General features: G+C 73.0%; 21 protein-coding genes. 11 read left to right on the forward strand and 10 right to left on the reverse strand.

What is annotated here, in order from left to right:
- Positions 1-188: 188 nt before the first annotated feature.
- Positions 189-572: a nuclear transport factor 2 family protein gene (locus ACF1A5_RS28375; RefSeq protein WP_392195715.1), complete on the reverse strand. Its 384-nt coding sequence runs from the start codon at positions 570-572 to the stop codon at positions 189-191.
- Positions 573-883: 311 nt separating this feature from the next.
- Here ACF1A5_RS28375 and ACF1A5_RS28380 point away from each other — a divergent pair, with 311 nt between their 5' ends.
- The 4 genes from ACF1A5_RS28380 to ACF1A5_RS28395 all read left to right on the forward strand — a co-directional run bounded on the left by ACF1A5_RS28380 (position 884) and on the right by ACF1A5_RS28395 (position 5219).
- Positions 884-1294: a hypothetical protein gene (locus tag ACF1A5_RS28380; RefSeq protein WP_392195716.1), complete on the forward strand. Its 411-nt coding sequence runs from the start codon at positions 884-886 to the stop codon at positions 1292-1294.
- A gap of 70 nt (positions 1295-1364) precedes the next feature.
- Positions 1365-3677, forward strand: a complete 2313-nt coding sequence (locus ACF1A5_RS28385) for an FHA domain-containing protein (RefSeq protein ID WP_392195717.1) — start codon at positions 1365-1367, stop codon at positions 3675-3677.
- A gap of 10 nt (positions 3678-3687) precedes the next feature.
- Positions 3688-4230, forward strand: coding sequence for a hypothetical protein (locus ACF1A5_RS28390; RefSeq protein WP_392195718.1), 543 nt, complete (start codon positions 3688-3690; stop codon positions 4228-4230).
- Positions 4230-5219: a serine/threonine-protein kinase gene (locus ACF1A5_RS28395; protein WP_392195719.1), complete on the forward strand. Its 990-nt coding sequence runs from the start codon at positions 4230-4232 to the stop codon at positions 5217-5219. The genes ACF1A5_RS28390 and ACF1A5_RS28395 overlap by 1 nt, the downstream gene beginning before the upstream one ends.
- Here the strand turns inward: ACF1A5_RS28395 and ACF1A5_RS28400 are convergent.
- A complete protein-coding gene (locus ACF1A5_RS28400; protein ID WP_392195720.1) occupies positions 5216-6538 on the reverse strand; it encodes a streptophobe family protein in 1323 nt (440 codons plus the stop codon). The genes ACF1A5_RS28395 and ACF1A5_RS28400 overlap by 4 nt on opposite strands.
- Positions 6539-6696: 158 nt before the next feature.
- On the opposite strand from ACF1A5_RS28400, the gene ACF1A5_RS28405 reads away from it, so the two are divergent.
- Together ACF1A5_RS28405 and ACF1A5_RS28410 are read left to right on the forward strand one after the other, a co-directional pair.
- Complete coding sequence (locus ACF1A5_RS28405; RefSeq protein WP_392195721.1) at positions 6697-7950, forward strand: DUF6777 domain-containing protein; 1254 nt, start codon at positions 6697-6699, stop codon at positions 7948-7950.
- A gap of 238 nt (positions 7951-8188) precedes the next feature.
- Complete coding sequence (locus tag ACF1A5_RS28410; RefSeq protein ID WP_392195722.1) at positions 8189-8641, forward strand: ATP-binding protein; 453 nt, start codon at positions 8189-8191, stop codon at positions 8639-8641.
- Between the two features lie 101 nt (positions 8642-8742).
- Here the strand turns inward: ACF1A5_RS28410 and ACF1A5_RS28415 are convergent, their stop codons facing one another.
- Positions 8743-9624 (reverse strand): RNA polymerase sigma factor SigF, encoded by an 882-nt coding sequence (locus ACF1A5_RS28415; RefSeq protein ID WP_392195723.1) that lies wholly within the window; start codon positions 9622-9624, stop codon positions 8743-8745.
- A 246-nt stretch (positions 9625-9870) separates the two neighbouring features.
- Here ACF1A5_RS28415 and ACF1A5_RS28420 point away from each other — a divergent pair, with 246 nt between their 5' ends.
- Complete coding sequence (locus ACF1A5_RS28420) at positions 9871-10266, forward strand: helix-turn-helix domain-containing protein (protein ID WP_392195724.1); 396 nt, start codon at positions 9871-9873, stop codon at positions 10264-10266.
- A gap of 30 nt (positions 10267-10296) precedes the next feature.
- Here ACF1A5_RS28420 and ACF1A5_RS28425 read toward each other — a convergent pair whose 3' ends face one another.
- From ACF1A5_RS28425 to ACF1A5_RS28435, 3 genes are all read right to left on the reverse strand, one after another.
- Positions 10297-10899 carry a ClpP family protease gene (locus tag ACF1A5_RS28425; RefSeq protein ID WP_392195725.1) on the reverse strand — a complete coding sequence of 201 codons (603 nt, stop codon included), beginning with the start codon at positions 10897-10899 and terminating at the stop codon, positions 10297-10299.
- A 1-nt stretch (position 10900) separates the two neighbouring features.
- Positions 10901-11539, reverse strand: coding sequence for a ClpP family protease (locus ACF1A5_RS28430; RefSeq protein WP_392195726.1), 639 nt, complete (start codon positions 11537-11539; stop codon positions 10901-10903).
- Between the two features lie 149 nt (positions 11540-11688).
- Positions 11689-12891: an epoxide hydrolase family protein gene (locus ACF1A5_RS28435; RefSeq protein WP_392195727.1), complete on the reverse strand. Its 1203-nt coding sequence runs from the start codon at positions 12889-12891 to the stop codon at positions 11689-11691.
- 123 nt (positions 12892-13014) lie between these two features.
- Between ACF1A5_RS28435 and ACF1A5_RS28440 the strand changes: the two genes are divergently transcribed.
- Entirely contained in the window at positions 13015-13497 is a 483-nt protein-coding gene (locus ACF1A5_RS28440) for a VOC family protein (protein WP_392195728.1), read from the forward strand.
- Between the two features lie 41 nt (positions 13498-13538).
- Here ACF1A5_RS28440 and ACF1A5_RS28445 read toward each other — a convergent pair whose 3' ends face one another.
- The 3 genes from ACF1A5_RS28445 to ACF1A5_RS28455 form a co-directional block, all read right to left on the reverse strand.
- Positions 13539-14030, reverse strand: coding sequence for a DUF6234 family protein (locus tag ACF1A5_RS28445; RefSeq protein ID WP_392195729.1), 492 nt, complete (start codon positions 14028-14030; stop codon positions 13539-13541).
- 72 nt (positions 14031-14102) lie between these two features.
- Positions 14103-14624, reverse strand: coding sequence for a hypothetical protein (locus ACF1A5_RS28450; protein WP_392195730.1), 522 nt, complete (start codon positions 14622-14624; stop codon positions 14103-14105).
- A 65-nt stretch (positions 14625-14689) separates the two neighbouring features.
- Positions 14690-18769 carry an SGNH/GDSL hydrolase family protein gene (locus ACF1A5_RS28455; RefSeq protein WP_392195731.1) on the reverse strand — a complete coding sequence of 1360 codons (4080 nt, stop codon included), beginning with the start codon at positions 18767-18769 and terminating at the stop codon, positions 14690-14692.
- Positions 18770-19523: 754 nt separating this feature from the next.
- Here ACF1A5_RS28455 and ACF1A5_RS28460 point away from each other — a divergent pair.
- Together ACF1A5_RS28460 and ACF1A5_RS28465 are read left to right on the forward strand one after the other, a co-directional pair.
- Positions 19524-20081: a hypothetical protein gene (locus tag ACF1A5_RS28460; RefSeq protein ID WP_392195732.1), complete on the forward strand. Its 558-nt coding sequence runs from the start codon at positions 19524-19526 to the stop codon at positions 20079-20081.
- Positions 20082-20436: 355 nt separating this feature from the next.
- Positions 20437-20892: a hypothetical protein gene (locus tag ACF1A5_RS28465; RefSeq protein WP_392195733.1), complete on the forward strand. Its 456-nt coding sequence runs from the start codon at positions 20437-20439 to the stop codon at positions 20890-20892.
- A 115-nt stretch (positions 20893-21007) separates the two neighbouring features.
- Here the strand turns inward: ACF1A5_RS28465 and ACF1A5_RS28470 are convergent, their stop codons facing one another.
- Positions 21008-22015 carry a zinc-binding alcohol dehydrogenase family protein gene (locus tag ACF1A5_RS28470; protein ID WP_392195791.1) on the reverse strand — a complete coding sequence of 336 codons (1008 nt, stop codon included), beginning with the start codon at positions 22013-22015 and terminating at the stop codon, positions 21008-21010.
- 291 nt (positions 22016-22306) lie between these two features.
- On the opposite strand from ACF1A5_RS28470, the gene ACF1A5_RS28475 reads away from it, so the two are divergent.
- Positions 22307-23104 (forward strand): VOC family protein, encoded by a 798-nt coding sequence (locus ACF1A5_RS28475; protein WP_392195734.1) that lies wholly within the window; start codon positions 22307-22309, stop codon positions 23102-23104.
- The last annotated feature ends 23 nt before the right edge of the window (positions 23105-23127 follow it).

The following is a 23127-nucleotide window of genomic DNA, read 5'->3' on the forward strand; positions in this document are numbered from 1 at the left end:
TGGCTCAGGCCGCGGCGCCAACCGCCAACTTCTCCTCCCCGCGGCCGCGCGACCGGCGCAACGCCCCGCCCCACACCCCGCCCCCCGGCGGGGGGGGGGGGGGGGGGGGGGGGGCCCCCCCCCCCCCACCGCCGGTCTGCGCGGTCCCCGGCGCCCGCCGGGCGGCTGCCCCGGCCCGCACCGCCGCTTCAGGCCCCGGCGGGCACCCGGTCCAGGAACCCGAGCACGGCCAGGATCCGCCCCTCACCGTCCAGGGTGATCACGTCGGACCCGGCGACCGGCGCCGTGCCGTCCGCGTCGCTCACCAGCTCCCAGGAGAAACGCGCCGTGTCGTGGTGGCCGTCGACGGAGCCCGCGAGGCGGAAGGAGAAGCCGGGGAACTGCTCCTGTGCCGCCGCGATCACGGCGGCGATCCCCTCGTGCCCGCCGACGTCGGCGAGGGGGTCGGTGTACGTGCCGTCCGGGGTCCAGGCGGCGGCGACCGCCTTGGCCAGCGCCTGCGGGCCGGTGGCGTTCCAGGCCTCGAAGTAGCGGGCGACGGCGATCTCGTGGCGGTCGGTGTGGGCGGACATGGCGAATCAGCCTCCGTCGAGGTCGTCTCTGCTGGTCGGGACCGGGTCTGCCGTGACCGGCGGCCCGATGTGACCACCATGCCGGGCCGTGCCGCGGCGGTCGATTACCGCGCGGGTAATGCCCCGGGGTGCTGGAGGCGCGCTGTTCCGGCCAGGAGTCGCGCGGAATATGCCAGGGAACTGGCCGGAAAGTCATGGTGACAGCGTTTCAGTAGTCAACATACTCGAAGGTCAGGGCCGCTTCACCGCACAGGAGCCGCAGAGAGAGCGAGGCAGAGCCGGCAGGCGAACGACGCGACGGGGGAGGAGCAGTGCACGACGAATTCCTGTGCCATGTCACCGGGTACGGCGTATGCGGGGGCCGGCGCATCGGTGTACCGCTCGGCACCTACCGGGCGCCGACCCTGACGCTGGCGCTGTGGTGGCTGCGCGACCGCGCCTCCTGGATGGCCGAACGGCTCGACCCCGGCCCCGACACCAGCCACGTCCCCGCCAGCGTGCTCGTGCCGGTCCCGCAGTCGGTCCCCGACGTCCCCGGCATCCTGCGCGGCTGGTGCGCCGACCTGGTCCAACAGGAACTGGCCGCCGACGAGTTGGCCGCCGGGCGGCTGGTGCGGATCGCCGCCAGCGACGACACCACCGAGTACGAGCTGCTCGCCGAGTCGGTGGACGCCCTGCGGATGCAGCGGACCGTCCCCGCCCTCTACCTCCCGGTGGCCTGACGTACCTCCCACGGTGGCCCGACGCCCGCGTCGAACGGCGCGTATAGGGGCACATCGTTAGAATTCTGGCATGGCTGAGCGGCCGGTCGCGCCGACTGCGCCCGAGCTCGTCCTCGAGACGGAGACGGGCTCGACAGTGATGACCCCGGGCCGCGCCTACCACGTCGGACGCGACCCGCTCAGCGACGTCGTCCTCGACGACGCCCGGGTCTCCTGGCACCACGCGGTGCTGCGCCCGAAGGACGGCCACTGGACGCTCCACGACGACCACAGCACCAACGGCACCTACGCCGACGGGCGCAGAATCCACGACTGGGACGTCGGCCCCGGCAGCGTGATCCGCTTCGGCAACCCCGCCGACGGACCGCGCGCCGTCCTCGTCGGCCGTTCCCCGGCCCCGGCCGCACCCACCGCGCTCTTCCGGCAGCCCACCACGGTGCGGCCGCTGCCCGCGCGCACCGTCCGCATCGGCCGCGCCGAGGACAACGACCTCGTCCTGGACGACCTGGTCGTCTCCCGCCGGCACGCCGAACTGCGGGCCCTGGCGGACGGCACGTACGAGATCGTCGACGTCGGCAGCCACAACGGCACGTTCCTCAACGGGCAGCTCGTCGAACGGGCGCCGATCGGGCCCGACGACGTCGTCGGCATCGGCCACTCGGCGTTCCGCCTCGTCGGCGACCAGCTGCAGGAGTACGTCGACACCGGCGAGATCTCGCTCGACGTGCAGGACCTCACGGTCACCGTCGACCAGGGCCGCAAGGTCCTGCTCGACCACGTGTCCTTCCCGGTGGGGGAGAAGTGCCTGCTCGCGGTCGTGGGACCCAGCGGCTCCGGCAAGACCACCCTGCTGAACGCCCTGACCGGACAGCGGCCCGCCGGCCACGGCACGGTCCTCTACGACGGCCGCGACCTGTACCGCGACTACGCCGAGCTGCGCCAGCGCATCGGGCTGGTCCCCCAGGACGACATCCTGCACGTCCAGCTGACCGTCCGCGACGCCCTCGCCTACGCCGCGGAACTGCGCTTCCCGCAGGACACTGCCCCGGAGGAGCGGCGCGCCCGGGTCGAGGAGGTCATCCGCGAGCTGGGCCTGGAGCAGCGGGCCGGACAGCCCGTGCACAGCCTCTCCGGCGGCCAGCGCAAACGGGTCAGCGTCGCCCTGGAACTGCTCACCAAGCCGTCCCTGCTCTTCCTCGACGAGCCGACGTCCGGGCTCGACCCCGGGATGGACCGCTCCGTCATGCAGACGCTGCGCGGGCTGGCCGACGACGGCCGCACCGTCATCGTGGTCACCCACAGCGTGCTCAGCCTCGACGTCTGCGACCGGCTGCTGGTGCTCGCCCCCGGCGGCCGGATCGGCTACTACGGGCCGCCCGAGGAGACCCTCGACTTCTTCGGCTTCGCCCACTGGCCGGAGGCGTTCGAGGCCTTCGAACGGGACCGCGAGCGGGACTGGGCCGACGAGTACCGCGCCTCGCGGTTCCACCGGCAGTACGTCGTCGACGCGACCGCCCAGCCGCCGCACCCGGACTCCACGCCCGTCGTCGCGGCACCGCCGCCCCGCCCTCGCAGCCGGAGCGCGCAGCTGGGCACGCTGATCCGCCGCTACACCTCCGTGCTCGCCGCGGACCGGACCTTCCTCATCGTCATGATCGCGCTGCCGTTCGTGATGGGGGCCATGGCCCGCGTCCTGGCGGGCGGCGAGCTGGTGGCGGACAAGGCCACCTCCGCCCTGCTCGTCCTGTGCGTCGGCGCGGTGCTGACGGGCGCCGCCAACGCCGTGCGCGAACTCGTCAAGGAGCGGGTGATCTACCAGCGGGAGCGGGCCGTGGGCCTGTCCAGATCGGCGTACCTCATGTCGAAGGTGGTGGTCCTGGGCACGGTGACCGTGCTCCAGGCGGTCGTCCTGGCCCTGGTGGCCCTGCTCGGCGTGGACCTCAACGCGCCCGGCGGACGGGGGGTGTTCCTGCCGCCGCTGGCGGAGGTCACCCTCGCCGTCGCCCTGCTCGCGTTCACGGCGATGATGTTCGGCCTCGTGGTGTCCGCCCTGGTCCGCAGGGAGGAGGTGACGATGCCGCTGCTGGTGCTGCTGGCCATCGTCCAGGTCGTCCTGTGCGGCGCCCTGGTCACCCTGCGCGGCGTCCCCGTGCTGGAGCAGCTGTCCTGGCTGGTGCCCTCCCGCTGGGCGTTCGCCGCGATGGCCGACACGATCGGCCTGGCCCGCATCCTGCCGGGCCCCCAGACCGCCGACCCGCTGTTCCGGCACACGCCCGGGATGTGGCTGATCAACATGGGGATGCTGGTGGTGCTGTCGGTGCTCTGCGGATACCTGGTGTCCCGGCTGCTGCGCCTGCGCGAGCCCGCGGTGATGCGGAAGTGAGGGCGGCGCGATGACGACCCCGGGCTTCCGCCCCACCCACGTCGTCCCCCAGGACGGAATGCCGGCCTGGGAGGCACCCGACCCCGACCGCCCCACGGTGCCCCTCGACCCCCTGCTGCCCGTGGAACTCGCGGAGCGCCGCGGCGACTGGGGACGCGTGGTGTGCGCCAACGGCTGGTCCGCCTGGGTCGACGGCCGCCGCCTGGTCGCCGTGCCGCAGGACCCGCCCCGCCCCGGCGGGCCGTTCGGCACGGGCGACCCGCGCCCGCTGCTCGCCCGCGCCGAACACGCCCTGGCGAGCTACCGGGTCGCCGTGGAGGACCTGGCCGGCGGAGGGATCGACCGGGAGACCTTCGGCCACCGCACCCGGGGGCTGCGGATCGGGATCGTCGTCGACGGCGAGTCGATGTGGCTCTACGACGCCGAGCAGGGGCGGTGGGTGTACGCGGACGGCTCCCGGACGGCCACCTACGCGGCCGACCGGGCGCCGCGGGCCCCCGCCGGGGCCGGCCCCGGGGCCACCCGCGAGGTCCCCGCGGAGGGTGACTCCTGATGCCGCACGACACCGGCCTGTTCTCGGGACGCCCCTCGGAACTGCTCGGGAAGGAACTCGCCGGGTACCGCATCGAGCAGGAGATCGGGCGCGGCGGCATGGCCGTCGTCCTCCGGGCCCGCGACCTGCACCTGGACCGCACCGTCGCGCTCAAGCTGCTGGCCCCCGAACTCGCCCGCAACGACACCTTCCGGCAGCGCTTCATCCACGAGTCCCGGGCGGCCGCCGCCATCGACCACCCGAACATCGTGCCCGTCTACGAGGCGGGCGAGACGGACGGCGTCCTCTACATCGCCATGCGCTACGTCCCCGGCAGCGACCTGCGCCATCTGCTCGACGCGCAGGGCCCGCTGCCGCTCGCGACGGCCACGCGGATCGCCGCGCAGATCGCCTCCGCGCTGGACGCCGCCCACGAGCACGGCCTGGTCCACCGCGACGTGAAGCCCGGGAACGTCCTGGTGGCCCGCGGCACCGACAGCGACCACCCCGAGCACGCCTACCTGGCCGACTTCGGACTGACCAAGAAGTCCCTGTCCCTGAGCGGCTTCACCACCGTAGGCCAGTTCGTCGGCACGCTCGACTACGTGGCCCCCGAGCAGATCGCCGGGCGCCCGGTCGACGCGCGCTGCGACGTCTACAGCTTCGCCTGCGTGGTCTACGAGATGCTGGCCGGCCATCCGCCCTTCCGGCGGGACGACGACATGGCCCTGCTGTGGGCCCACCAGTACGACGAACCGCCGCCGCTGACCGGGGAGCGCCCCGACCTCGCCGCACCCGTCGACGACGTCTTCGCCAGGGCGCTCGCGAAGAGCCCCGACGACCGCTACGACTCCTGCCGCGCCTTCGTCGCCGCCCTGCGCGCCGCCGCCGCGGGCGGCACGACGGCGGGGCACCCGGCGACCGAGGTGGATCTGCCGGTGGTCGACGGACCGGGCAGGCCCCCCGATCCGCCGCCCTGGGCCCACCCGGTGTTCGGCGCCGGTGGCTAGCGGCCCTCGACGCCGCCCGGCTCGGCACCGCTCCCCTCGCCACGCCCGTGCGCACCGTCGTCGGCCTCGCCCGTCCGGCGCACCCGCCGGGCCGGCAGCGCGCCGAGGAAACCGGTGGCCAGGCCCCACAGCACCGCGAGGCCCAGCGCGCCCCACAGTTGCGGCCTCAGGAGCAGCTCTCCGGACAGCCCGCCGCCCAGGTCGCCGAGGCCGAACAGGGAGAGCCCGTAGTGCGCGGAGATCCGGCCGACGAGGCAGATCATCAGCACCGTCAGGGTCAGGGCGAGGGCCATGTGCAGGGCGTGCCGCCACACACGCACCCGGACCGGTGAGCGGCAGGCCATCAGGAACGCGGCCGCCGGCAGCAGCACCGCGTCGGCCACCACCAGCCACCACACCCTGCCGTCGTGCTCGGCCAGCGTGCGCAGGTTGAGCGCGGAGACGTCCGGGGTGCGCAGCACCTCGTCCAGCAGATGCGGCATGGGCAGTCCGAACGGGCCGTCCACCCGGCCGTTCCAGGTGGCGCCCATCCCGATGGTCAGGGCCGGCCAGGCCAGGTTCGGCATGCCGAGCAGGATCACCGCGAGCGACTGCGCCGGATGCCCCCGGGTCACCGCCGTGACGAGCGCGACGACGACGCCCACGGCGACGTAGGTGAGCAGCAGCACGACCATGGCGTACGCCGCGGGGCGCACCGACGTCTGGAACCGCAGCAGCCGCGGAGGCAGCGGCGCTCCGCGCGCCACCAGCAGGGCCAGCACCAGCACCCCCGCCAGCCACACCAGCCCGAGGACGGCGGTCGACGGCACCTGCGCGGCGAACCCGACCCGCGGCGAGGCGTTCAGGAAGTCGCCGATGTCGCCGAGCAGCCCCTCGCCCAGGTCCACGGCGAAGGTCTGGCGCGCGGCCAGCGCCAGGACGACGAGCAGCACCAGCCAGACCGCGGCGATCCGGGCGGCCCACCCGGCCAGTTCCCGCGCCCCGGCCACCGCCCGGTGCCGCAGCGGCCGCAGAAAGCCCGCGGCGACGACCAGCGCGCCCACCAGGGTGACCGACAGCGGCATCACGGTGATCCCGGCATGGGTCCGGGCGAGGTCGCCCGCCGTGCCGGTGAGCGCCACGCTGCCGCCGACCGCCGTCACCACGGTCGCGGCGACGACCCGCGGAAAGGCCAGGTCGGGGAGGTCCGCGGCACCGGCCGCCCACAGACCCAGCGCGGCGACCACGATCATCGAGAGCAGCCCCGTCAGCGCCGTGGCGGCGGCCTGCGCCCAGCCGTGGCGGGCGACCGGCTGCGCGGAGGGGCTCGGCGGACTCACGGTGCCACGCTAAGCAGCCCGGCGGCGGCGCGCCCGCCGGGAGGTCCGTCCGCGTCCGCTTGCGGACGGCACCACACCGGGGCACACAATGGGGACGTTGCGGGAAGAGCGGCCTTGATCAGGTCATACGCCGCGAAGTGTCGACCTCGGGAGACCTCGTGACCGCGGAACCGCCTGCCTCCGGCCGTCCCTCCGGCCCGCCCTCCGGCCCCCTGTCGGGCCGGCCCTCCGAGCCGCCCTCCGGGCCGCCGTCCCGCCCCACGGGTGGCGGCGGGGGAGCCGGTGCGCCGGAGCCCCACCGGCCCTGGTGGTCGTCGGTGCCCCGGATGGCGCTGCTCGTCACCGCCGTGGTGGCGGTCGTGGTGCTCGCCGTCGTCCTCACCACCTCCGGCGACGGCTCGAGCGCCCGGGGCGAGGTGTTCCTGCAGTCCGCGGGCGAGAAGGGACCCGACCCCTTCACCGGGTCCACGGCCAAGGAGGACTCCGCGCCGCCGCCCTCGCCCGTACCGACCGGGCCGTCGCAGCCCGCCAACGCGGTGCGGAGCGTCCAGGGCGGCGCGGCCGGCCTCTACGGCGGCACCCGCAATGTCTCCAGCTGCGACGTGGAGCAGCAGATCAGGGCCCTGACGGCGGACCCGGCCAAGAACAGGGCGTTCGCCTCCGTCGCCGGTGTCCGGCCGGGCGACGTCCCCGGCTGGCTGCGTTCGCTCACCCCGCTCCAGCTGCGCATGGACACCCGCGTCACCAATCACGGCTACCGCGAGGGGACCGCCACCGAGTACCAGGCGGTCCTTCAGGCGGGCACGGCCGTCCTCGTGGACGATCACGGCGTGCCCCGGGTCCGCTGCGCCTGCGGCAACCCGCTGACGCCGCCGGTCGCCCAGAAGACCGCACCCCGCTACGTCGGCGGGAGATGGCCGTCGTACCGGCCGCAGAACGTCATCGTCGTGACGCCCTCGCCGAAGATCGTCAAGAAGTTCGTCGTCTTCGACCTGCGCCACCACGACTGGTTCGCCCGGACGCCCGGCGACACCGGCCGCCACGACCGCCCGGCGCCACCGCCGGCGAACCCCTGGCCGCTCTCCACCGCGACCGTGCTTCCGCCGCCTTCCGGCTCCCGGTCGCCGTGCCCGCCCGGTGCCTCGGGTTCCCCGGGCTGCCCGGCGACCTCCACCGCCCCGTCCTCGCCCGCGTCGCCGCACACGGAGTCCTCCTCGCCCGCCACACCGTCGTCGGAGACCTCCTCGCCGCCGCCGGAGTCCTCCTCGGCCCCACCCCGGTCGCCTGCGAAGCCGTCCACGCCCACCTCGCCGGAGTCCTCCCCGTCGTCCCCGCCTCCGGCCTCCGGCCCGTCCTCCCCGCCTCCGGCCTCCGGCCCGCCGTCCGCCGCGTCGTCCGGCTCGCAGCCGTAGTCCGAAAGAGCCCCTCGTCCGGGCCGTCGCCCGGCTCGCGGCCCTGCTCCGAAGGGGCCCGTCGGCGTCCGCCCGGCAGCGCGGACGGCCCCCGCTGTCCCGCATCACCCCTGGTCGGAGCCGGTACGCTGACCCGGCCGGAGGTCGTACCGATCGGCCGGGACTCAAACGCGCGGCTCGGGGTACGAGAACAGATGCGACAGTGTCCGGCCAGGCCGGCTTTCCGAGAGAGACTTGCATGATCGAGTACCTGGACGGGGCAGTGATACCGACTGGTTTCGACGTTCCCGTGGAACCGCTCCGGCGGGCGGCGCACTACACAGGGGAACCGGGGTGCATAGCCGAGGCGCGGTCCTTCGCCCTGCTCTTCCTCGAGCAGCTCGCGAGCGAGTGGTGCGCCGAGATCGAGCCGCGCTCCTCCGAGGCCCTGCTCCTGGTGGTGAGCGAGCTGGTCACCAACGCGGACCGGCACAGCAAGGGGCCGTACATCCTGGAGCTCGAAGGCACCGCCACCGCGGTCACCGTCTCCGTGTACGACAGCAGCGCCGTCCTGCCCCGCCGCTTCCCCCGCGACCCGAACCGCGTGGGCCGGCACGGTCTGGAGATCGTGCACGCCCTGGCGGACGTCACGGTCGAGCGGGTGCCGGTGGGCAAGCGGGTGTGCGCCCGGGTGGGCCTCGGCCGGCGCTGACCGGTCGGCCCCGCACAGCCCCGGCAACAAGCGCCGACACAGCGGTGCCGCCCCACTTCCACGAAGGGGGCGGCACTGTCGCGCCCGGGCGCTCTCGTCGGTCAGGCGCAGCCGAGCTCGCCCAGCATGCCCTGGCGCAGCTGGGTGATGATGCGCTTGATCAGCCGGGACACGTGCATCTGGGAGCAGCCGAGCCGTTCGCCGATCTCCGCCTGGGTGGCCTCCTCCACGAACCGCAGGTGGATGATCTCCCGGTCCCGCTCGCCGAGCTTCGCCAGGAGCGGCGCGAGGGAGTGGAAGTCCTCGACCAGCCGGAGCCCGTCCTCCTCGACGCCGATGAAGTCGGCGAGCACCGATTCGCCGTCCTCGGGGCCGTCCCCGGTCAGGGCGGCGTCCAGCGACGCGGAGTTGTAGCCGTTGGAGGCGATCTGGGCCTCGACCACCTCGTTCTCGGAGAGGTTCATCAAGGTGGCGAGCTCACCGACGGTGGGGTCCCGGTCCAGGCGGCTGGAGAGCTCCTCGCGGGCCCTGGCCAGCTCCACGCGCAGCTCCTGCAGGCGCCGCGGCACGTGCACGGCCCAGGTGGTGTCCCGGAAGAAGCGCTTGATCTCGCCCACGATGTACGGCAGCGCGAACGAGGTGAACTCCACCTCGCGCGACAGCTCGAACCGGTCGATCGCCTTGATCAGGCCGACCATCCCGGTCTGGACGACGTCCTCCATGTCGTCCCCGCGGTTGCGGAACCGGCCGGCCGCGAACCGCACCAGCGACATGTTCATCTCAATGAGGGTGTTGCGCGCGTACTGGTACTCGTGCGTGCCCTCTTCGAGCTCCGTCAGTCGCGTGAAGAAGTGGCGGGACAGCTCGCGGGCGTCCCGCGGAGCGATCGTGCGGGGGTCGTCGACACCCGGCAGTCCGTCGCCCGTCCTGGTCGTCCCGGCCTCCTCGGCCGCTGCCTCGGACCGGATCACGGCGGTGTCCATTACCTCTCCCACGAAAGTCTCGCTGCGAGCTTGCTTTCCTCGGCCTGTACGCGTCGAACCGACGTCCCGGCGCCGGCCAGGTACGCGACCCCCCGGTACCCCGCTATCCGGAAAGTATGCGCCCCCGGAGCGCGATCGGCGAATCCCGCTCCGCAGCGCGCCGCGGCACGGGTGCTTCACCCAGAGCGGAACGCCGATCCCCGGAGCACACCTTCCCCCGGCGTCGGCGGCTCCTAGTCTGGGACGGTGACCACCCAAGCGCCGAACCACGCCCGCGTCGTCCCGCTGCGGCCGCCCGCCGCCCCCGCCGGGGCCGAGCGGCCGCCCGCCCCCGCGAGGGAGCCCCTGTGGCGCGACCTCGTCGGCGACGTGCTGCGCCGGGAACGCCTGGCCCAGCAGCGCACTCTCAAGGACGTCGCCGAGACGGCCCGGATCTCCATGCCCTACCTGTCGGAGATCGAGCGCGGCCGCAAGGAGGCCTCCTCGGAGGTCCTCGCGGCCGCGGCGCGGGCCCTCGGGCTCGGTCTCGGCGACCTGCTGTCGCTCGCGCAGGGCGAACTGGTCCGGCTCACCAGCCGCACCGCGGCCCCCGCGCGCGGCCGCTCGGCCTCCCGCTCCGGCGGACTGTGCCTGGCCGCCTGACCGGAGCCCACGCCCGTACGAGCCGGCGCCTCAGACCGTGACCAGGCGCCGGCTCAGCACCTCGTCGGCCAGCCCGTAGGCCACCGCCTCCCGGGCGGTGAACACCTTGTCGCGGTCCATGTCGGCGCGCAGGGTCGTGATGTCGTGGCGCGTGTGCCGGGACAGCACCTCCTCGACCTGGGAGCGGATCCGGACCATCTCCTTGGCCTGGAGCGCCAGGTCGGAGACCGTGCCCTGCCGGCCGCCGCTGGCGGGCTGCCCGAGCAGCACCCGCGCGTGCTCCAGCACGAAGCGCCGCCCGGGATCGCCGCCCGCCAGCAGCACCGCCGCCGTGGAGGCGGCCTGTCCCACGCAGAACGTGGAGATCGGCGACTGGATGAAGGTCATCGTGTCGTAGATCGCCATCAGCGAGGTGAACGATCCGCCGGGGGAGTTCAGGTAGAGGGAGATCTCGGCCTGCGGAGCCGCCGACTCCAGATGGAGCAGCTGCGCGATCACGACGTTGGCGACCCCGTCGTCGATCTCGGTGCCGAGGAAGACGATCCGCTCGTTGAGCAGTCGGCTGAACACGTCGTACGACCGTTCGCCCTGCGCGGTCCGCTCGATGACGTAGGGAACCGTGTACGACCCCATGTCACAGCCCCGTCCGTCGGCGCGGGGCGGCCGGGCGGACGTCGGCGAGCGACTGCACCACCCGGTCCACCAGTCCGTACTCCCTGGCCTGCTCGGCCGTGAACCAGCGGTCCCGGTCGCCGTCCCGCGCGATCGTCTCCGCGCTCTGCCCGGTGTGCCCGGCGGTGATCCGCTCGATGGTCCGCTTGGTGTGCTCCAGGTTCTCCGCCTGGATCTCGATGTCCGCGGTGGTGCCGCCGATCCCGGCCGACGGCTGGTGCATCATGACCCGCGCGTGGGGCAGCGCGAACCGCTTGCCCGGCGTCCCCGCCGTGAGCAGGAACTGGCCCATGCTGGCGGCGAAGCCCATCGCCAGGGTGCAGACGTCGTTCGGGACCAGCCGCATGGTGTCGTAGACGGCGAGCCCCGCGGTGACGGAGCCGCCCGGGCTGTTGATGTACAGGGCGATGTCGGCGTGCGGGTCCTGCGCGGACAGCAGGAGCAACTGAGCGCACACGCGGTTCGCCGACACCTCGTCGACCTGAGTGCCGAGGAGGACGATGCGCTGGGCGAGCAGGTGCGCGGCGAGATGGTCGTCGAAGCGGCTGAGTGGGGTGTCGCCCTCCTCGGCGCGGGGCGAGAGCGTGCTGAGTGGAGTCATCGGGTCTCCTCGTGGTGCTGCGGATGCCGTCGACTCCACTGTTGGCCACAGGAGTTCACCGCATGCGACGGCTCTGCCCGTGGCAGATCCGCCACGGGCGGAGCGCGGGCGCGGCGGCCCTCCCCGGGGCGGCCTCTCCCGGTCGTCGTTCAGTCCTTCGCGCGCAGCTGCCGGAAGAAGGCCCGGACGTCGTCGACGAGCAGGTCCGGCTCCTCCATCGCGGCGAAGTGGCCGCCACGGTCGAACTCCGTCCAGCGCACGATGTTCTCGGTCCGCTCCGCCCGGTGCCGCAGCGGCAGCTGCAGCTCGGCGGGGAAGACGGCGAGCGCGGTCGGCGCGGTCGACGGCTCGGCCGGCGCGGCGGCCCGGCCCGAGGAATGCGCCCGCTCGTAGTAAATCCGTGAGGACGAACCGGCGGTGCCGGTCAGCCAGTACAGCATCACGTCGGTGAGCATCCGGTCCCGGTCGACGGCTTCCTCGGGCAGTTCGGCGGAGTCCGTCCACTCCCTGAACTTCTCTACGATCCAGGCGAGCTGGCCGACCGGCGAGTCGGTGAGCGCGTAGGCGAGGGTCTGCGGCCGGGTGGCGTGCAGCATCGCGTAGGCCGCGCCCTCACGCTGCCACGCGGACCAGCGGTGCCAGGAGGTGAGCGTGCGCTCCCGCTCCCCGGGGGAGAGCGCGGCCAGCTCCTCGTCGGTCGGTGCCTCGGTCTGCTGCGCCCCCGGCAGCAGATTGAGGTGGACGCCGATCACCCGGTCCGGGTGAGCCCGGCCCAGCTCGCGGGAGATCGCCGCGCCCCAGTCCCCGCCCTGGGCGCCGAACCGCTCGTACCCGAGCCGTCGCATCAGCTCGGCCCAGGCGTCGGCGACGCGGCCCGCCTCCCAGCCCCGGTGCGTGGTGGGCCCGGACAGCCCGAACCCCGGGATGCCCGGCAGCACCACGTGGAAGGCGTCGGCCGGATCACCCCCGTGCGCGACCGGGTCGGTCAGGGGGCCCACCACGTCGAGGAACTCCACGATCGACCCCGGCCACCCGTGGGTGATCACCAGCGGGGTGGCGTCCGGTTCGGGGGAGCGGATGTGGGCGAAGTGCACGTGGGCACCGTCGACGGTCGTGGTGAACTGCGGCCACTCGTTCAGCCGCTGCTCGGCCGCCCGCCAGTCGTACTCATGCCGCCAGTACCGGACGAGCTCGCGCAGGTAGTCCAGGGGAACGCCGTGGTCCCACCCGGTGCCGGGCAGCTCGTCCGGCCATCGGGTGCGGTCGAGGCGGTCGTACAGGTCGTCCAGATCGCTCTGCGGGACCGCGATGCGGAAGGGCCGGATGCCGTCGGCGGGTGATGACGTGATCATGGCCGCGATGCTAGTTCGGAACGGGGGGAGGGCCATTCGAATTGTTCCGGCGCCCGGCCGATGAGTTCCGGGGCGAGGATCGGTCGGTACAGGTGACCGCTTTCCACGCTCCGGGAGGATTCGATGGCGACCGAAGGGTTCACCACCTGTCTCTGGTTCGACGGCGAGGCCGAGGAGGCCGCGCACTACTACGTCTCGATCTTCAAGGATTCCCGCATCGGCCGGATCGGCCGCTACACCGAGGCCGGCCCCGGCCCCGCCGGCACCGTCATCGCCGTCGACTTCACGGCCAACGGCCAGAAGTTCGTCGCGCTGAACGGCGGCCCGCAGTTCACGTTCAGCGAGGCGATCTCCTTCCAGATCCACTGCGAGAACCAGGAGGAGGTCGACCACTACTGGAACAAGCTGACCGAGAACGGCGGCGAGCCCGGCCCGTGCGGCTGGCTCAAGGACCGGTTCGGCGTCTCCTGGCAGGTCGTTCCGGACGGGCTCATCGACATGATCGGCGATCCCGACCAGGAGAAGGCGGCCCGCACCACCCGGGCGATGCTCGCGATGGGCAAGCTCGACATCGCCGCGCTGAGGAGGGCGTACGCGGGCGAGTAGCGGCGGCGGCCGGCCCACCCCGGGGGATGGGCCGGCCGACGTCAACGGCCGTACGCCGCCGCGCCCGGGGCTTGTGCCGCACCCGGGTAGTACGGGGCGGACGGTGCGGACGGGACGGAGGGAGCCGAGCCGGTGGCACGGTGCTGGTCGTACTGCGCCCCGGCCACCGCGAGACCCACCACGACCAGCCCGGCCAGCACCTGCACACAGGTGGTGACGAGGGCCCGGAGCCGGTACAGCAGCGGTGCGGTGAGCAGGACGACACCGCCGGCGATGCCCACGTACAGCCAGTCGGGACGGAGGACGACCGCGGAGTTGTCCGCGCCCGGGTCGAACGGCTTCCATCCGTGGAAGTCGATTCCGAGCAGGAGGGCGGCGAGCGCCGCGACGCCGTCCACGACCAGCAGGCCGACGGCCAGCGCGACGTCGCCGACCGGATGCAGCCGGGGGCGCGCGGGCCGGTGCGGGGGTGGGACGTTCGGCCCGTGGAAGCGGGGGTGGTTCGTGGGCCACTGGGGTGCGGGGTCGGTCATGGAACGAGCTTCTCCCGAGAACAGGCCCGGGTCCTGAGCGAACGTACTCAGAACCCGGGCACCCGTGTGGACTCAGCCGTGGATCAGCGGCGAGCCGGTGAGCTCCTTGGTGATCGGTCCCCGGCCGTCGCCCTCGATGTCGTAGACGATGGTCGAGTCCGTGGACCACCACACCTCACCGTCGTAGACGGTGGGCGGCGCGGCGCAGGTGTTGGCGTCCTCCAGAAGGTTCCACGAGTAGTTGTCGTTGACCAGTTTGGTCCAGTCGCACGTCCGGGACGTCACGACGTGGTCCTCGCTGGACTTGGTCAGGCGCTCCTCGATCCGAGTGGTGATCTTGAAGCTGGTGAACCGCTTGGAGTTGTCGACGACCTGGTCGTCGACGATCTGCCAGTGCATCACGGACTTCCCGGTCATGCTCCCGGAGTTGCCGGCGGTGTTCTGGACGTAGTACGTGGTCTGCGGCTTCTTGCCGGGGAAGATCACGTCGAACTGCGAGTCCGCGGTGGCGGCCGAGGCCGGCGCGGCGGCCAGGGCGACGAGGGCGACGGCGGCGGCGCCACCGGTGGCCACGGCGGGCGGGAGCTTCCTCATGGGTGCTTCTCCGTTTCCGGTGAGAGGGGCCCGGCGGGTGCCGGGCCCCTGGTGGGTGGCAGAGGTCACAGCCCCATGCCGTTGAACGTGCGCTCCAGGGAGTCGGCGTAGAGGCGGGCGCCGCCGATCTTCGGGTGGAACGACTGGGCCGACAGGCCGTAATCCCGCAGGAACGGGTAGTCGGTCTTCGGTTCGTCGGAGTCCACGAGCGTCTTGACGATGCCGTGGACGGACTCCGGGTCGCCGCAGACGGCCTTGCCGGCGAAGTTCTGCTTCGGGTTGGAGAACCAGACCTGGATCCCCTTGGCCCTGGCGTCGTCCGCGGCCTGCTGCATCGCGCCCGCCAGCGTGTCGGCGACGCTGTTGAGCCAGTCCGAGGAGGATGCGGACAGACCGATCTGGCCGACACCGGGGACCGTGATGCTCAGGCACTCGCCCCGGTTCTCGATCAGCGGCGGGTAGCCCATGAGCGCGATCTTCGCGTTCGGGGCCCGGTCGTGGATCTCCGTCAGGACCTTGACGATGTCCGGCCGGACGATCTCGTCGACGATGCCGACCGCGGCCTTCTCCAGCGGCTGCCCGATGAACTTGCGGTCCCGGCCGCCGACGGACTGGTCGACGTCGTCCTCCCCGAACGTCCTGTCCTTGCAGTTGCCGCCGTTGACGGCCACCAGGCACTTCTGGATGACGTCGGCGAAACGGGCGTCGTTGCCGCCGATGGACAGGGTGACCAGCGTGGTGTTCTTGTCCAGGTAGCCCTTGTCGATCTGCGGCTTCTCACCGCCGTTGGACTGCACCTCACCGGCGTGCACGACGTTGTAGGTGCGCGCGCCCGAGCAGGCGATCAGGTGGTAGTCCATGGCGGAGCCGTAGTCGTCGGCCAGGGCGCCGATGGACTTCGCCCGGCCCGGGATCGTCGCCTGGCGCGACCACGCCTGGGTGGAGCGGTGGCAGGCGTCGCGGGTCCGGCGGTTCTGCTCGTCGAGGTAGTTGGTCTCCGGGTAGTAGTCCCGGTTCCCCTCGGAGGCGCCCTCGCCGGAGGAGTAGGAGTCGCCCATGGCGACGACGAAGTCCTTCGGCTTGCCCGGCAGCGGCTGGAAGCCCACCGAGTCCCAGGCGATGTCCTCGTCACCGGTGCCGTCGTCGGTGTCGGTGTCGAGCGTCACCGTCGGCGTGCCGGTGAAGTCGAAGACGCCCAGGTCCACCCACTTGTTCTGGCGGATCCGCTGCGGCTGCACCCGGACCGGCGGGGTGGGGAACTCGGTGCCGCCGATCTTGTAGGCCGCCTGCCGGGTGTGGGCACCGTGGTCCGGCATGTGCACGAAGACGCGCATCCAGCCGCGCTGGGAGCCGTTCAGCGTCCACTTGCCGGAGATCTGCAGCCGCTTGCCGTCCGCGGTCGCGAGCCAGCGGGTGTGGCCGAGCCAGAAGTGGTTGTCGTTGCCCGCGCCGATCTGGTGCAGGTCGATCTTGGACGGGTACTTCTCGCCCTCACCGGCGAAGGTGAACTGGAAGGACCCCTTCGAACTCACGGTGCAGGTACGTCCCGAGGTTCCCGCCGGAACGGTGCCGTTGGGCAGGTCGTCCACCACCAGGGACCCGGACGGGAGCCCGGTGTGGCAGCGCGGCGGGTAGGAGTTCTCGTCGGGCTGCTCGGGATAGGTGTCGTCGAACCGGTGGATGGGGTTGCCGCACCGGGCCTCTGTGGTGCAGTTCTTCCAGCTGACCGGCTGGTTCCACCAGCACTTCAGATACAGCGGGTTGTCGCTGTGCGGGTCGCCGGGCAGTGCGCACGGGCCCTTGCCGTCGTCGTTGGAGGCGCCCTCACCGATCTTCGACGGCACGCAGTCGTTCTGCGGGCCGCAGAAGGTGAAGATCGGCGGCTTGGCCGAGGTGCGGGCGTCGGGACTGCTCCACCAGGCCGGCCGGTAACCCGCCTGCATGTCGCCCGGCTTGAACATGGCGGAGATCGGGCGTGCGGCCCAGCCGATCACCTTCTCCTCGTACGGCCAGTCCTGCGGGTGTGCGGCGTGGCTGTAGTCGTCCTTGCCCTCGGAGTTCTCCAGGAACGGGGTGCGGTTCTCCTTCCACAGCGGATTGGCCGGGTTGTTCGTCCAGCCCACGCCCCACTTGCCGCTGACCGGCTTCGACTTGGGGTAGTACCCGGCGTTGTACGCCCACAGGGCGTAGAACCAGTTCTCGATGTACTTGGGACTGCCGTCGTTGACGGTCAGGCCGTCCTTGCGGGTGTCGTTCCACTTCCCGATGAGGATGTTGACACCGGCCGCGATGTTCGCGGCGTAGTCCAGGGCGACGGCCTCCTGCTGCACCGTCGTCTTGGGCTTCTCGCCGTCCTTCTCCTTGCCGGGCATCCGCATGCCGTCGGTGACCTGGGTGACGCCGTAACCGCAGTCCGCCTTGGCGAAGTTGACCGCCCAGGGGTCCTGCTGCTGGCCGCTGGCGGCGTACTTGACGCCGTAGAAGTTGCCGATCAGCGAGTTCGCCGTCACACCCGGCACCGCGATCTTGGCGGCCTGCCACATGTTCGACTCCTGCGCGGTGATGCCGAGCATCACCTGCGCGGGCACGTGCCAGTCGGCGCCGGAGCCGCCCGCCAGCGGCGTCAGCGGGAACAGTTTCTGCGGCGCGTAGGCGGCCATCCCCGTGTTCTTCCAGTTCGCCGGCCGCGTGGCTCCCTTGTCGAGCTTCCCGACGATGGTCTGGTCGACGGCCCACTCGATCTGCCGCGGGGTGGGCTGGAACGCCTGCTTCTTGGGATCGTTGCGCGGGACCGCGCAGGAGCGGTCGGCCTCCACCGTGTCGTTCGCCGCCGCCCCGGACCGGCCCCCGCTCCGGGCGCCCCGGGCGCCCCGGGCGAGCAGGACCGGACTCGTCTGCGTCCCCTGGACGATCTCCTTCTGCCCGCCGACGTGGTCCCACTCCGGCGGGGCGTCCAGGACGACCGTCCTGCGGGTGTCCAGCGTCCTCAGTGTCGTACGGACCGTGCGGGCGTCCAGGGCCTCCTCCGGACGGATCCGGGAGGCCCTGCCGTCCGCCCAGCGGGAGGTGACGACGGCCTGGCCCCGGCTGGAGACCCGGGCGTCCTTGTCGATCCCGCCGGGATTGCGCAGCAGACCGGCGGCCGCGGGGGAGGCGGAGGCCGCCCGGCCGGTCACGTAGACCTGGCCCGAGGGGGTGGCGGTGAGGTCGAACTCGCTGAGCCGCCCCCGGGCCAGCCCGGCCGGCCTGCTCCTGCCGTCGGCCTTCCTGATCTGGGCGGCACTGACGCGGGAGACCGTGGCCGAGTTCCCGCCGCGCACGGCGCCGTTCCCCTTCGGCGTCCGGGGGGACGCGTCGATGAACGTGACGCCGCCGCCGGCGTCGGCCTTGAGCTGGAACGGCCACGAGTTCGTCGTCGCGACCGCGCGGACCCTGCCGCCCTTGACGGTCACGATGTGGTTCCCGGCGGCGGCGACGATGCCCTGCCCGGTGGGCACCGCCGAGGTGACCTGCCCGGTGACCGTCTGCTTGCTCCCGGCCTCGCCCGTCCGGGCGTCGACCGTGACCAGGCGGGTCTGGTTCCGCGCCGACCGGTCGTCGGTCAGCGCGGTGAACACGGCCCGCTCGCCCGTGCCGCAGCCGGGGGAGAAGTAGCCCAGTGTGGCCTGGAACGGCAGCTTGGTGACGTGTCCGTCGGTCAGGTCGACGACGGCGGTGAACGCCCCGCGCGTCATCAGCTCGGGCCGGTTGGTGAAGGTGCGCGGCGCGTAGGCGACGGCCGCGTATCTGCCGGACTCGGTCAGGCAGGCGTTGCCGATCCACGCGTCGGTGTCGAAGCCGGGTTCCGACAGCGTCGCGGCGGTCTTCCAGGCGTATCCGTCCTTCTCGTCCGCGATCAGGACGTGGAAGCCCGCTCCGTCGCCGGAGGTGGTGAAGGCACGGTCGGCCGACTTCCGGTAGGTGCTGCCGAGGACGGCGGAACGCCGGTCCGCGGGCACGGCGTAGGGCTGGTCGCCGGGCTTGACGCCCGGGTCGCGGGCGGTGGCCGCCGACCATCCGGAGGCTGCCGAGCGCGGAGCGGCCGCAGCGTATGCCTGGGTCGTGGCGACACCGGCGGACAGAGCCATGGTCAGGGCTGCCGTCACCGGTATCCGCGCACGCCGAAGCACGGCGTTGCGTATCAAGTGGTGTCTCTTTTCTGAGAGTCGGGCGTTCCCGGTGTCCGGGAACGCGGCCGCACGCCACCGCCGGCGTGGAGAGGTGAGGGCCGGCGGCGGGAGCGGAGCATGAGGGAACTCACCGCCAGGAGCGGGGTGTCGGCACGCGGAACCGGTGCGAGGGGAGGAGATGGCCGAGCCGCCCCTGCCGGTGTCCGCGGACGCGGCGGACCCGGTCCGCGGTGCGCGGGTCCCCGTGCGGGTGCTGCGGGGCCCGGTCCGCGAGACCGGCGGAAGGTCAGAGTCGTGGCCGGCGCACGGGCGTTGCCGTCGTCGCTCGCGGTGCGAACGTGAAGCCGCCCGCAAAGACGACGGCAAGGGCCCTGCGGGTGGAATGGTCACCGGCGGCGGCGCGGCGCGGCACGGCCACGCGAGGCGTGGCGGGTGCGGCGGGTGCCGGGGCGGCGGGAAAGACGTTGTCGGGCATAGCGCAGCGATCCCCCGTGAAAAGCGCGCGTTGAGAACCGATGTTCGGTTGTGGTGGTCACCAGGAACCTATCAGCCCTGTACGGACCGTGCCATGTGTCTCCCTTCACACCGTCAACACACGTGACACACAGCACACTTGATCGGTCGGGGCCGTGTTGTGCGGAGGGGTAGCGTTGCCCTGACCACTTGTCCGCCGCTGTGCAACTGCACATGCCTGCGCGGAATTTCGTATCACCGCAAGGGGGAACCAACCATGTCCCGTGCGCTCATACGCACCCTCGCCGTCGGCGCCGCACTGACCGCCACCGCCTTCGCGAGCCCGGCCGCCGTCGCCGCCACACCCACCGCCGACGGGGCCCGCGTGCCCGGCACCACCGTGCAGTTCGCCCCCGGCGCGTCCGCCGGGACGAAGGCCCTGGCCGCCCGCAGGACTGCCGCCGTCCGGGCGACCGCCACCCTGTGCGGCTCCGGCTACAAGCTCGACAACGCCGAGCGCCTTCCCGACTCCCGCCGCTACGGCACCCTGTTCACCTACACCAAGAGCAACAGCCAGGGCTTCTCCGGGGCCTGCGCCGTCTTCGAGAACAACATGCCGGGCGGCATGAAGATGAAGCTCAAGCTGTGCCCCAACCGGACCGACGCCAGCCTGTGCAAGGTCGACCAGGGCCTCTTCACCCAGTACGCGGGCCCGCTCAAGATCGAGGGCAACCATTCCTACGTGTTCTGCTCCAAGGTGACGGCCATCATGTGGGAGAGCCTCTCCGGACCGGCCATCATCGACGCCGTGCGCTCCGCCACCCCCTGCGACTGACACTGCGTAACCCGCGCGGACAACGCTTCCTCGCGGAGGAAAACCGGCGGTGCCCCTCCCCGGCCGGGGGGAGGGGCACCGCCGGCCTCGGCTCGCCGCGCCGCGCACGCGCACCTACGCTGGAGGGGCAAGATCCAGGCGACGGACGTGACCGTGGACCGGTAGCGGCGGACGGTCGGCCCGGCCTTCCGGTCCGGCCTTCCGGTCCGGCCTTCCGGTCCGGCCGAGCAGCTCGGCCCGTCCGCCCGGTCCGGCCTCCCGGTCCGGCCGAGCAGCTCGGCCCGTCCGCCCGCCCGCACCTCGCCGGCGTCCCCGGGCGGGCCGCCGCAGGCCCGCTCCACAGGAGGGGACGCCGATGGCCGTCGTCGTCACGCAGATCGCGTTCATCGTCCTGGCCGCGGCGACGGTGGCCTCGGTGATCCTGGCCGTGTGGACCTACCGACGCAGCGCGCAGGCGCAACTGAGCGCCGCGCGGGCCCAGCTCCAGCTCGCGGCACTGGGCATCCTGCAGCACCACCTCGACCTGGCCGTGGCCCATCCCGAGCTGGCCTCGCCCGGCGACGAGCGGACGGTCGACGCGCGGTACGCCTGGTTCGCGGCGCACGCCCTGAACACGGCGCAGACGCTGCGGGCGCTGGTGGGCGAGCAGCCGGACTGGCAGCGGGCGATCGACGCCCTCGTCCGCAGGCACCGGCCCTATCTGCGGTCCGGCGCCTTCGTGTGCGACGACTTCAGCCCCGGCTTCGTCCACTATCTGCGCCACCGCGTCCCGGACCTGAGGTGCGCCGAGCCCGGTGACGGGGCCGGGTGACGGGATCCGGCGACGGAAGCCCGGCGCTGTCCGGTGTCTGCCGTGCGCTGTCTGCCGTCCGCCGACCGCCGTCTGTGCTGACCGCCGTGTGCCGCCCGCCGGCCGCCGCCCCGGCTCAGGAGAAGTCGTTCACCAGGACCGCGGCCCCGTCGAAGCGCCCCGCCTTGAGGTCCCTCAGCGCCTGCGGAGCCCGGGAGAGCGGATAGGGGTGCGTGGTGGCGCGTACACCGTGCCGGGCGGCCAGCGCCAGGAAGTCGCGCCCGTCGTCGCGCGTGTTCGAGGTGACGCTGCGCAGCTCCTTCTCGTAGAACAGCTCGCTCTCGTAGTGCAGCGGCGGGGTGTCGCTCAGATGGATCCCGGCCACCGCCAGCACCCCGCCGCGGTCCAGGGCCCGGAGTGCGACGGGGACCAGGTCGCCCGCGGGGGCGAACAGGATGGCGCTGTCCAGGGGCTCCGGCGGCCGCGCGTACGCGTCCCCGGCCGAGGCGGCGCCGAGTTCGAGGGCGAGGCGCCGCGCGGCGGCGCCCCGGGTCAGCACGTGCACGGTGGCCCCCTCGGTGAGCGCCACCTGGGCGCACAGATGGGCGCTGCCCCCGAAGCCGTACAGGCCGAGCCGGCCGCCCGGCGGCAGGGACGCCCGGCGCAGCGCGCGGTAGCCGATGATGCCCGCGCACAGCAGCGGCGCGAGTGCCACGTCGTCCATCCCGCCGGGGAGCCGGTAGGCGAACGCGGCCGGGACGGTCGTGTACTCGGCGTAGCCGCCGTCGGCGTCCCAGCCGGTGTACCGCGAGGACGGGCACAGGTTCTCCGCGCCGCGCACGCAGTAGGCGCAGGTGCCGTCGGTGCGGCGCAGCCAGGCCACGCCCACCCGGTCGCCGGGCCGGAAGCCGGACACCGCCTCACCCGTTCCCGCGACCACGCCGACGACCTCGTGCCCCGGGGTGACGCCGGGCCGGCGCACCGGCAGGTCGCCCTCGGTGACGTGCAGGTCGGTGCGGCACACCCCGCACGCGCGCACGTGCACGAGCAGTTCGTCGTCGCCGGGCACCGGCAGCGGCCGCTCGACCAGCCGGAGGGGGTCCTCCTCGACCGGCCGCGGTCGGGTCGTCGTCCACGCCCGCATCATGCCGTCCGTCATACCGCACCCCGTCCCGCCGCCCTGGCCGTCGCCGTGTTCGCCCCTGGTGGTCCGTGGCGGTCCGCGTCCGCGGCGTCCCGCCCGGGGCCGGCCCGCGCCGCCCGGTGCCGGACCGTCTCCGACCGTGCCGGACCGTCCACGACCGGTCCGTGTCCGAGTGCCCCCGCCTCGGCCTCCAGTGTGGAACAGGGGCGTGCGTTCGGCGCGCGGGCCGACCGGGCGGTGGCTAGCGTGAAGGTGCGGACCAGCCACCGGAACGGGAGAGGGGCAGCGGCCATGGCGGTACGACCCGAGGGGACCCCCTGCTGGGCCGACGCGATGTTCGGCGACGTGGAGGGCGCCAAGCGCTTCTACGGCGAGGTCCTCGGCTGGACCTTCGGCGAGGCGTCGTCCCAGTACGGCAACTACACCCAGGCCTACGCGGACGGCAAGGCGGTGGCCGCCGTCGTACCGCCGATGCCCGGCCAGGAGGGCCACTCCCAGTGGTGCCTGTACCTGGCGTCGCAGGACGCGGCCGCCACCGCCGCCCGCATCCGCGGCAACGGCGGCGAGGTGCTGCTGGAGCCGATGCGGGTCGGCGACTTCGGGACCATGTGCCTGGCCCGGGAGCCCAGCGGCGCGGTGTTCGGAGTGTGGCAGGCGGGCCGCCACGAGGGCTTCGAGGCGACCGCGGTGCCCGGTGCCTACTGCTGGGCCGAGGTCTTCACCCGCGAGCCGGAGAAGGCGGACGCCTTCCTGACCGCCGTCTTCGGTTACACGGCCAAGCGGATCGAGGACGAGGCGGTCGACTTCCGCATGTTCGACGTCGGCGGCGAGACGGTGCTCGGCCGGATGCGGATGACGGAGGACTTCCCGCCCGAGGTTCCGCCGTACATCAACGTCTACTTCACCGTCGCCGACTGCGACGACGCCGTGGCCAGGGCCACCAGGCTCGGCGGGCTGCTGCGGTTCGGTCCGACGGACAGTCCGTTCGGCCGGTTCGCGGCGCTCGGCGACCCGCAGGGCGCGAACTTCTCGGTGATCGACATCACCACGAGGCGGGGGGAGATGCCGCAGGTCACGGACGTCTCCTGAAGCGCGGCGGGCGGACCCGGCCG

Source organism: Streptomyces sp. NPDC014864, from assembly GCF_043081525.1.
GTDB lineage: Bacteria > Actinomycetota > Actinomycetes > Streptomycetales > Streptomycetaceae > Streptomyces.

What these genes read in the sequence shown, in the direction of transcription:
- ACF1A5_RS28410 (WP_392195722.1), top strand. Translation starts at nt 8,189, where the DNA reads ATGATCGAGTACCTGGACGGGGCAGTGATACCGACTGGTTTCGACGTT.
- ACF1A5_RS28440 (WP_392195728.1), top strand. Translation starts at nt 13,015, where the DNA reads ATGGCGACCGAAGGGTTCACCACCTGTCTCTGGTTCGACGGCGAGGCC.
- ACF1A5_RS28390 (WP_392195718.1), top strand. Translation starts at nt 3,688, where the DNA reads ATGACGACCCCGGGCTTCCGCCCCACCCACGTCGTCCCCCAGGACGGA.
- ACF1A5_RS28385 (WP_392195717.1), top strand. Translation starts at nt 1,365, where the DNA reads ATGGCTGAGCGGCCGGTCGCGCCGACTGCGCCCGAGCTCGTCCTCGAG.
- ACF1A5_RS28445 (WP_392195729.1), bottom strand. Translation starts at nt 14,030, where the DNA reads ATGACCGACCCCGCACCCCAGTGGCCCACGAACCACCCCCGCTTCCAC.
- ACF1A5_RS28450 (WP_392195730.1), bottom strand. Translation starts at nt 14,624, where the DNA reads ATGAGGAAGCTCCCGCCCGCCGTGGCCACCGGTGGCGCCGCCGCCGTC.
- ACF1A5_RS28425 (WP_392195725.1), bottom strand. Translation starts at nt 10,899, where the DNA reads ATGGGGTCGTACACGGTTCCCTACGTCATCGAGCGGACCGCGCAGGGC.
- ACF1A5_RS28375 (WP_392195715.1), bottom strand. Translation starts at nt 572, where the DNA reads ATGTCCGCCCACACCGACCGCCACGAGATCGCCGTCGCCCGCTACTTC.
- ACF1A5_RS28460 (WP_392195732.1), top strand. Translation starts at nt 19,524, where the DNA reads ATGTCCCGTGCGCTCATACGCACCCTCGCCGTCGGCGCCGCACTGACC.
- ACF1A5_RS28430 (WP_392195726.1), bottom strand. Translation starts at nt 11,539, where the DNA reads ATGACTCCACTCAGCACGCTCTCGCCCCGCGCCGAGGAGGGCGACACC.
- ACF1A5_RS28470 (WP_392195791.1), bottom strand. Translation starts at nt 22,015, where the DNA reads ATGCGGGCGTGGACGACGACCCGACCGCGGCCGGTCGAGGAGGACCCC.
- ACF1A5_RS28435 (WP_392195727.1), bottom strand. Translation starts at nt 12,891, where the DNA reads ATGATCACGTCATCACCCGCCGACGGCATCCGGCCCTTCCGCATCGCG.
- ACF1A5_RS28475 (WP_392195734.1), top strand. Translation starts at nt 22,307, where the DNA reads ATGGCGGTACGACCCGAGGGGACCCCCTGCTGGGCCGACGCGATGTTC.
- ACF1A5_RS28395 (WP_392195719.1), top strand. Translation starts at nt 4,230, where the DNA reads ATGCCGCACGACACCGGCCTGTTCTCGGGACGCCCCTCGGAACTGCTC.
- ACF1A5_RS28415 (WP_392195723.1), bottom strand. Translation starts at nt 9,624, where the DNA reads ATGGACACCGCCGTGATCCGGTCCGAGGCAGCGGCCGAGGAGGCCGGG.
- ACF1A5_RS28465 (WP_392195733.1), top strand. Translation starts at nt 20,437, where the DNA reads ATGGCCGTCGTCGTCACGCAGATCGCGTTCATCGTCCTGGCCGCGGCG.